Annotated in this window: 8 protein-coding genes; 5 read left to right on the top strand and 3 right to left on the bottom strand. The window is 54.6% G+C overall.

Annotation, left to right across the window (positions count from 1 at the left end):
• Positions 1-141 precede the first annotated feature (141 nt).
• On the bottom strand, positions 142-1,110 hold the full coding sequence (locus GOV87_RS12670; RefSeq protein WP_171212022.1) for an SMP-30/gluconolactonase/LRE family protein: 969 nt from the start codon (positions 1,108-1,110) through the stop codon (positions 142-144).
• A gap of 565 nt (positions 1,111-1,675) precedes the next feature.
• On the opposite strand from GOV87_RS12670, the gene GOV87_RS12665 reads away from it, so the two are divergent.
• A complete protein-coding gene (locus tag GOV87_RS12665) occupies positions 1,676-2,329 on the top strand; it encodes a pyridoxamine 5'-phosphate oxidase family protein (protein WP_171212021.1) in 654 nt (217 codons plus the stop codon).
• Between the two features lie 79 nt (positions 2,330-2,408).
• Here GOV87_RS12665 and GOV87_RS12660 read toward each other — a convergent pair whose 3' ends face one another.
• Entirely contained in the window at positions 2,409-3,035 is a 627-nt protein-coding gene (locus tag GOV87_RS12660) for a hypothetical protein (RefSeq protein ID WP_171212020.1), read from the bottom strand.
• 177 nt (positions 3,036-3,212) lie between these two features.
• Entirely contained in the window at positions 3,213-3,605 is a 393-nt protein-coding gene (locus GOV87_RS12655) for a hypothetical protein (RefSeq protein ID WP_170385925.1), read from the bottom strand.
• A gap of 200 nt (positions 3,606-3,805) precedes the next feature.
• On the opposite strand from GOV87_RS12655, the gene GOV87_RS12650 reads away from it, so the two are divergent.
• The 4 genes from GOV87_RS12650 (at position 3,806) to GOV87_RS12635 (ending at position 5,950) form a co-directional block, all read left to right on the top strand.
• Positions 3,806-4,321 carry a DUF805 domain-containing protein gene (locus GOV87_RS12650; protein WP_170386721.1) on the top strand — a complete coding sequence of 172 codons (516 nt, stop codon included), beginning with the start codon at positions 3,806-3,808 and terminating at the stop codon, positions 4,319-4,321.
• 42 nt (positions 4,322-4,363) lie between these two features.
• A complete protein-coding gene (locus GOV87_RS12645; protein ID WP_170386722.1) occupies positions 4,364-5,134 on the top strand; it encodes a hypothetical protein in 771 nt (256 codons plus the stop codon).
• Entirely contained in the window at positions 5,134-5,655 is a 522-nt protein-coding gene (locus GOV87_RS12640) for a hypothetical protein (RefSeq protein ID WP_170560367.1), read from the top strand. Before GOV87_RS12645 ends, GOV87_RS12640 begins: the two co-directional genes overlap by 1 nt.
• Before the next feature lie 76 nt (positions 5,656-5,731).
• Positions 5,732-5,950, top strand: a complete 219-nt coding sequence (locus tag GOV87_RS12635) for a DUF3955 domain-containing protein (RefSeq protein WP_217358912.1) — start codon at positions 5,732-5,734, stop codon at positions 5,948-5,950.
• The last annotated feature ends 248 nt before the right edge of the window (positions 5,951-6,198 follow it).

Here is a 6,198-nt window from a genome sequence, read left to right as displayed (position 1 = left end):
TTGAATCAGCAGTTCATGCGTCGATCAAGGAAGAGTTTTTCAACAAAATAAGCCCTTGTAGTCGCTCAAAAACGGGGGGAGATCTTAGAGCCCATTAGAGAAACCGTTTATTAACTCGCAGAAGCCCTCCAGAGAGCAGTGTTATCCTCCTGCCACGCCAGCGACGTTGACATATAGGGCGTACACAGAATGGCTTGCTGCCATGAAAAGCCGGCTGTTGGCACGGCCTCCAAAGCAGAGATTGGCACATCGTTCAGGCAAAGCGATGCGACCTATAGGAGTTCCATCAGGGGCAAAGACCATAACTCCGTCCAGTTCGGCATCACCCATGCCCCAACCGCACCAGAGATTACCGTCCAAATCCACGCGGAATCCATCTGGCGTGCCTGGACCAGCATCGATTAGCATACGCTTGTTCTGGATCGAGGCACCATCCGTGTTCACGTCATAGGCCAGTATTTTTCGAGTCGGCTCACCGCGCGATTCAACAATGTACAGCACGGTCTCATCGGGGCTGAAAGCCAAGCCGTTTGGCCCTAGAATGTCATCGGCTACTACTCTCAGTTTTCCGGTGTCGGGGTCCAGTCGGTATACGTTCTGGCCTATCTCTGGTTCGGCGCGGTGACCTTCGTAGTTGCCCAAGATGCCGAACGGAGGATCGGTGAACCAGACACTGCCGTCGGATTTGACGATCACGTCATTGGGCGAGTTGAGTCGCTTTCCGTCAAGGCTCTCTGCTAGCACAGTGATTGAGCCATCATATTCTGTGCGCGTAACCCGTCGTCCACCGTGTTCGCAGGTTATAAGGCGGCCTTGCCTGTCCCGGGTCTGACCATTGGCGAAATTCGACGGCTGGCGAAACGCCGATGACTTTCCGGTAACCTCGTCCCAGCGCATGATGCGGTTATTCGGAATATCACTCCATAGCAGGTATCGTCCGTCACCGAACCACACTGGCCCTTCACACCAGCGACAACCAGTTGCCAATCGTTCTACACCGGCCAACGGCAGCCTGTATTTATCGAAGCGCGGATCGAGTGTCACAACGGAGGGGTCTGGATACCGCTGCGAGGGTTGCCAGCTATTTTCGAAGTCATATTTGTCCGTCATAAATCATCCTCAGGGTGGTGCCTGCTCATGCTAGGTGACCGGTCCTGAATTGAACAGGGCACGCTTATCACCATCGGCAAAGCCCCTAAGGAAGCCTGTTCAAGTCTCGGTTGCGATCATCGCGAAAATTCGACTTGGTCTGCGTCTTCCGCCGAGCAGTCGTTGAGTGTAACTCACTGAACATCGGCACCAAGGCCGAAGCGGTCGTTGAAATGATGGATTTTAGCAATTTTCATCTCGCTAGAAAGCCCCACCAAGTTTGACTAGCTAGCTGCCGGGGACCAGCAACATCGCTAAAACTTGGATGGGGCTGAGTGCTGGTGGTGCAACACCTGTTAACTAACTAGGCCAAACTATTTAGAAGGCAAAACAACTACTGCGAACTAGTTGACAACCATTGCACACCTGAACCTCCAAATGGGACATGCGATGTGATTTATCGAATGGCTGCACCGAGCCCAAATTGACCGATCCTGCAAGTTGCCCCTGCGTCCGCTCGCATCGTAAGCTTTGCACCGAAGCAAATGGTCCCGTTATGCTGATCTGAGCAGTATTCGGAGGTAAGATGCCCAAGAACAGCAAACTCAATACTGACTTCCTAGTCCGCAATGAAACTGATCTGAGGTCGCAGTTCTCTGAAACGCATGAAATCGCTATCAAAAAGTGCTTAAAACACATCGATAAGCATGCGCGGGAATTTATTGAAAGATCTCCATTTGTTTGTATCGGGACCCAATCACCGGATGGGTCTGCGGACGTAAGTCCTAGAGGTGATCCGCGCGGGTTCGTAAAGATATTGGATGATACAACCCTCTTGATCCCCGACAGACCGGGCAACAACCGGTTGGATACACTGTCAAATATTCTGACCAATTCCAAAGTCGGCCTGCTGTTTTTAGTGCCCGGGTTCGATGACACTATGAGGGTAAATGGTCACGCGGAACTCACGCGTGATCCTGACCTGCTTTCCATGATGGCCGTAAATGAACGTGTTCCCAAAATTGCCATCGCGGTGCATGTCGATGAAGTCTTCATTCATTGTGCGAAAGCCCTTCGCCGTTCAAACCTTTGGGATGCCGGTCGGCATCAGAACCGTGACGACGTTCCGTCTCTGATGAAGATCATACTGGATCAAACATCTGGCGCGCCTTCCGATCCCGAGGAGCAACTTAGGTTGGACGAAAATCTGGAGCGAGAGTACCGCCAGACAATGTACTAACCGATGTTGGTGGGGTATCTGCTGCCAAAAGCGGTTATTTGTTGGACAAAACGGAAGGTTCGCATAATCCACAATGCGGTCACTCGCTTTCGGTCTCACAAACAAAGCCAGGTGTTATACTGACGTGACTTGTATCGAGCAGAGCCCAATAGCCGCTTTCGACTAAGATACCGTTTGGAAGCATCACGAAAATCATCACACTAGCGCCTCGCTCGCCGAAGGTCTCTGACCTGTGGCATGCAGATAAGCCGTTTTGTTGGTTATCGCAGTTGAGCAACCAAGTGCGTTCGATGTTGTGGTCATTCCAGGTAAAGACACCCTGATCATCCGTAATGCTATAAGTGTGATTAGGATTTTCGGGGTGAGTGCAGGACATCTCCAAAGATACTGCCGCCGTACTAGCGAGCATTAGCGTGGTTGCTGGCAGTATGATCAGTCGCAAGATTGACATGCGTTGATAGTGCATCGCCGTCCTTTCGCCTTGCAAGCTCCCCAGAACCGAAGGGCCGTTGGTTGAATTGGCATTGGCCGGTGCTTTGATTGTCTGCTTAGTCCGCACTGCGGTCATTGATGCGCTACGCAGCGAAAGACTGCTTTGAGCCCATTCCGGAAGTGGTCCCGTGCTGACGCTCGCAAGTGTGGCAATTCGAAACTCAAAATTGTTAGCAGCGCCGCAGATAGAAGAGCAGACTTTGAATCCACTCACAGGGAAACCAACTGCAGAGATGTCCGAGGTGCAAACTGTGCAGGCCTCTGACCTATCCGTATGAACGAACCAGAACGTCACACGGGCACGGACTCTGGCCCGGGATTCGGCGGCATCGAGTTGTGTCGAAGCGGATTTCGACCACTAGCCAGTCGCCACTCAGGTGTAAATCCTGGCTCAAAGGCCGTCCAGCTCGAGCCTTTGAGAGAGTGTATGCGCATCTGATTTGGGCATGGGAAGAATCAATCGGTCTCCCTCAACGCCTTCAACGATGTTGACCGAGCGAAGCAGGCTTCCATCTACCTTGATGTCAAGCGAACCACCCACAGATGCCTTGGTGAATGCCGAAAGGGCAGCGGCAATGTCAGGGACTAGGCGTAACTCGACAAGAGGCTGGCCATTTGGATCCTCGCGTATTTCGCCACCGACAATCTCCCGCGCCGTTACTACGATCGGTCCAAGTTGAAGGGGTGCCGTTGTGCCATCGATCACGCATATCGGGTAGTTGCCGGGGACCCGGCCTCCGCCCAGATCGAGGCATCGGTCAAGATAGGCGGCTTTCTGGATCACTGAACCAGCCCAGAACGCGGCGCAAACAGCAACAAGTGCAGTGCCTACTACTAAAATTCGCTTTGAAGGCATCGGGATCCTCTGTCTGTTTAGCCGCTTCAGGCGACGGTAAAGGCCGTGTCTTGCGGCTTGACTAGCAACGCAAAATCCTATGCCATGACGGAGTTTCAAATGCAAAACCACAGAAAGGTAAGCTTGGAATGGGGTTTGTGCAATCGATCAAAGTCTGCCTTTCGAAATACGTCGTCTTTTCAGGGCGGGCAACACGTTCGGAATACTGGTGGTTCGTGCTTTTCGTCATCTTGTGCAACATCGTTTTTTCGGTCCTAGACAGGGCGATGTTCGGCGCAAACCCCGAAACCGGCGAAGGCACGAGTGTCCTTAACCCCTTATTTCAAGTCGCGGTTTTCTTACCGATGCTTGCTGCTGGGTGGCGCCGACTGCACGACACCGGACGCCCGGGATGGTACCTTCTTCTACCAATGGCGTTGGGGTTTGCGACCATGGTTGCGATTCTGAGCGGTGTTGCGGTCTTCTCCGTACTGGAGGGCGGCGTAGACGATCCGGAAGTTCTGCGCGGCCCAGCAGCGTTCCTCGGAGTAACCGGGATGATCGTAGTCTGGGTGCTGCAATTGGTCTTGACGGTCATGATGATCTGGTGGCTGACCCGGCCGTCCGAGGAAGGGGCCAACCCCTACGGGCCACCGGCAGCGTGACTAACTTGCCAGATTAGCTGTTGAGATTTGAGGGGAGCCAGAATGAAACGAAAAATGCCTTTAGGCTTTGCGATGGCCTGCGCCATCGCTACGCCAGTCCTTGCAGAGTGGAATTTCGTTGCCGGACCGACAGCAAATGCTTTCATCCAATCCAACGACTCCACGCTGGAGCTCCAATGCGACCGAATTCGCTTTGCGCCCGCGGGCTACGAAGACAGCGAGGACATAGTGGCCAAGCGGGGACTGTCGATCCGTTTCATGCAGGACGGAACGACCGAAGCTGGTGCTTTCCAGGTCGGGCAGGACAACGCCAGCATTCAAATCGTTGACAACTACCCGGTCGAGATCGCGTTCAATGATGCGCAGGATTACGGTTTCGTCCTGGATCAGTTGGCGGCAAATGCCTCGGTCAACCTTTCCATGGTCGAACAGGACATCACCTATGGAATCTTCGACCTCGCGGGGTCCAGTGCAGCCATCAAGTCACTCAGGTCTGCCTGCGGCGGAGCGGCACAGGAGATAGCAAGCACCGAGGCCCCGGAGGGCGTGGTTTATTGTGGCGGCGGTGACGTCAAACGTCAGATCGAATACGTGATCCTCGACACTCCGGATGGCGAATGGGATGCCCTGCTGACCGTTAATGGTAAGGTGACACGGGCCATGACGGCCTACAGTTTCTTTGGCAATGCGGCAGCTCCGAAGGGGTTCGTCGTCGCACTCCTTGGCGAGGATAGATCGGAAACGCTAGTGTTCAGCGATGGTGGCAAAGATTGGCTGGAATATGGGGATTACCAGTATGATAAGTGCAATTGATGCTCTGGCGTGAAACAGAACCGCAGATTGGAACGGCCAAGCCCCTGAGGTTTCTTGGGTTTTGGGCCGCGTCCTGGCTTGCTTTTGTTACGTCGGCGTCATCCGCCGATGTTTCCGATCTTCCCAAACAGCTGCAGAAAAAAGTCGAGACGGCCCGGCAGGCTTGCGCCGAGTTCAACAATGGCACCTTTTACCTCGAATGGGAGGCCGTCGACCGGGTCGATCTGGATGGCGACCTGTACCTCGACTGGGTGCTGAACGAGCGCGGTTTCTCCTGTTCAACGGCGGCCTCTCTGTACTGCGGTACGGGGGGGTGCATGTCGCATTTCCTCGTGGAGGACGTCCTTCATTCCCTGTTTAACCAGGGGTGGGGCCTGGCGGATCTCGGGCCGAACAAGGTTCTTCTAGCGGATGTACACGGCTCGCAATGCGGCGGTATCAGTCCGACGCCATGCGTGACGGCCAGCACATGGGACAGCGACGCGAAGGAATGGCGCACGACAGGCGCGGAATGGGAGTGACCCGCATGGGAAGGCCGATCGACCGCCCAGAAGCGTCTTGCACCGTCCGGCGCTATGGCCAACGGAGTAAATGCACGTGAGAAAGCTGACGCTCATCTCCCTTGTCTTGCTGGGCCTGGGCCTTGCGTTTTGGACAGGATACGCGGTTCAGGGATCGCATGTCGATGAGGACGGCATCCTGCAGGAGCCTTTCCATTTGCTGGCCCTCGGTTGGTTTTTTGTCCTGATCGGTGGCGTTGCGCTGATGGCCGCACTTGTTGCCCGGATCATCAAGAACTGGGGCCGGGCCAAATGAAGACCCAGCTCATGCAAAGCGTTTACTCCGCGGTTCGTTTCGTGCCGCTTACGTCCATAGCGACGCGCGCAAGCTCCCTGACCGCTTGCTGCTTGTTGCTCTGCCTCGGTATGCTCGCTGGGTGCACTGGCTCTGCGCCGAATGTAGCAATCAGCGAACCGGATCCAGAACTGGTTTTCGTGCGAGGCCACCGTTCCGCTTATGACGACTGCAAACTAACCGGCGAGTCAGCCTTCACGGTCGAGTTC

Source organism: Ruegeria sp. HKCCA5426, assembly GCF_013034585.1.
GTDB lineage: Bacteria > Pseudomonadota > Alphaproteobacteria > Rhodobacterales > Rhodobacteraceae > Ruegeria.
Note: the sequence above shows the minus strand (reverse complement) of the source record. Positions and strands in the feature narration are given on the sequence as shown.

Coding starts and splice junctions, on each gene's coding strand:
- GOV87_RS12670 (WP_171212022.1), bottom strand. CDS start 1,110: ATGACGGACAAATATGACTTCGAAAATAGCTGGCAACCCTCGCAGCGG.
- GOV87_RS12665 (WP_171212021.1), top strand. CDS start 1,676: ATGCCCAAGAACAGCAAACTCAATACTGACTTCCTAGTCCGCAATGAA.
- GOV87_RS12650 (WP_170386721.1), top strand. CDS start 3,806: ATGGGGTTTGTGCAATCGATCAAAGTCTGCCTTTCGAAATACGTCGTC.
- GOV87_RS12645 (WP_170386722.1), top strand. CDS start 4,364: ATGAAACGAAAAATGCCTTTAGGCTTTGCGATGGCCTGCGCCATCGCT.
- GOV87_RS12640 (WP_170560367.1), top strand. CDS start 5,134: ATGCTCTGGCGTGAAACAGAACCGCAGATTGGAACGGCCAAGCCCCTG.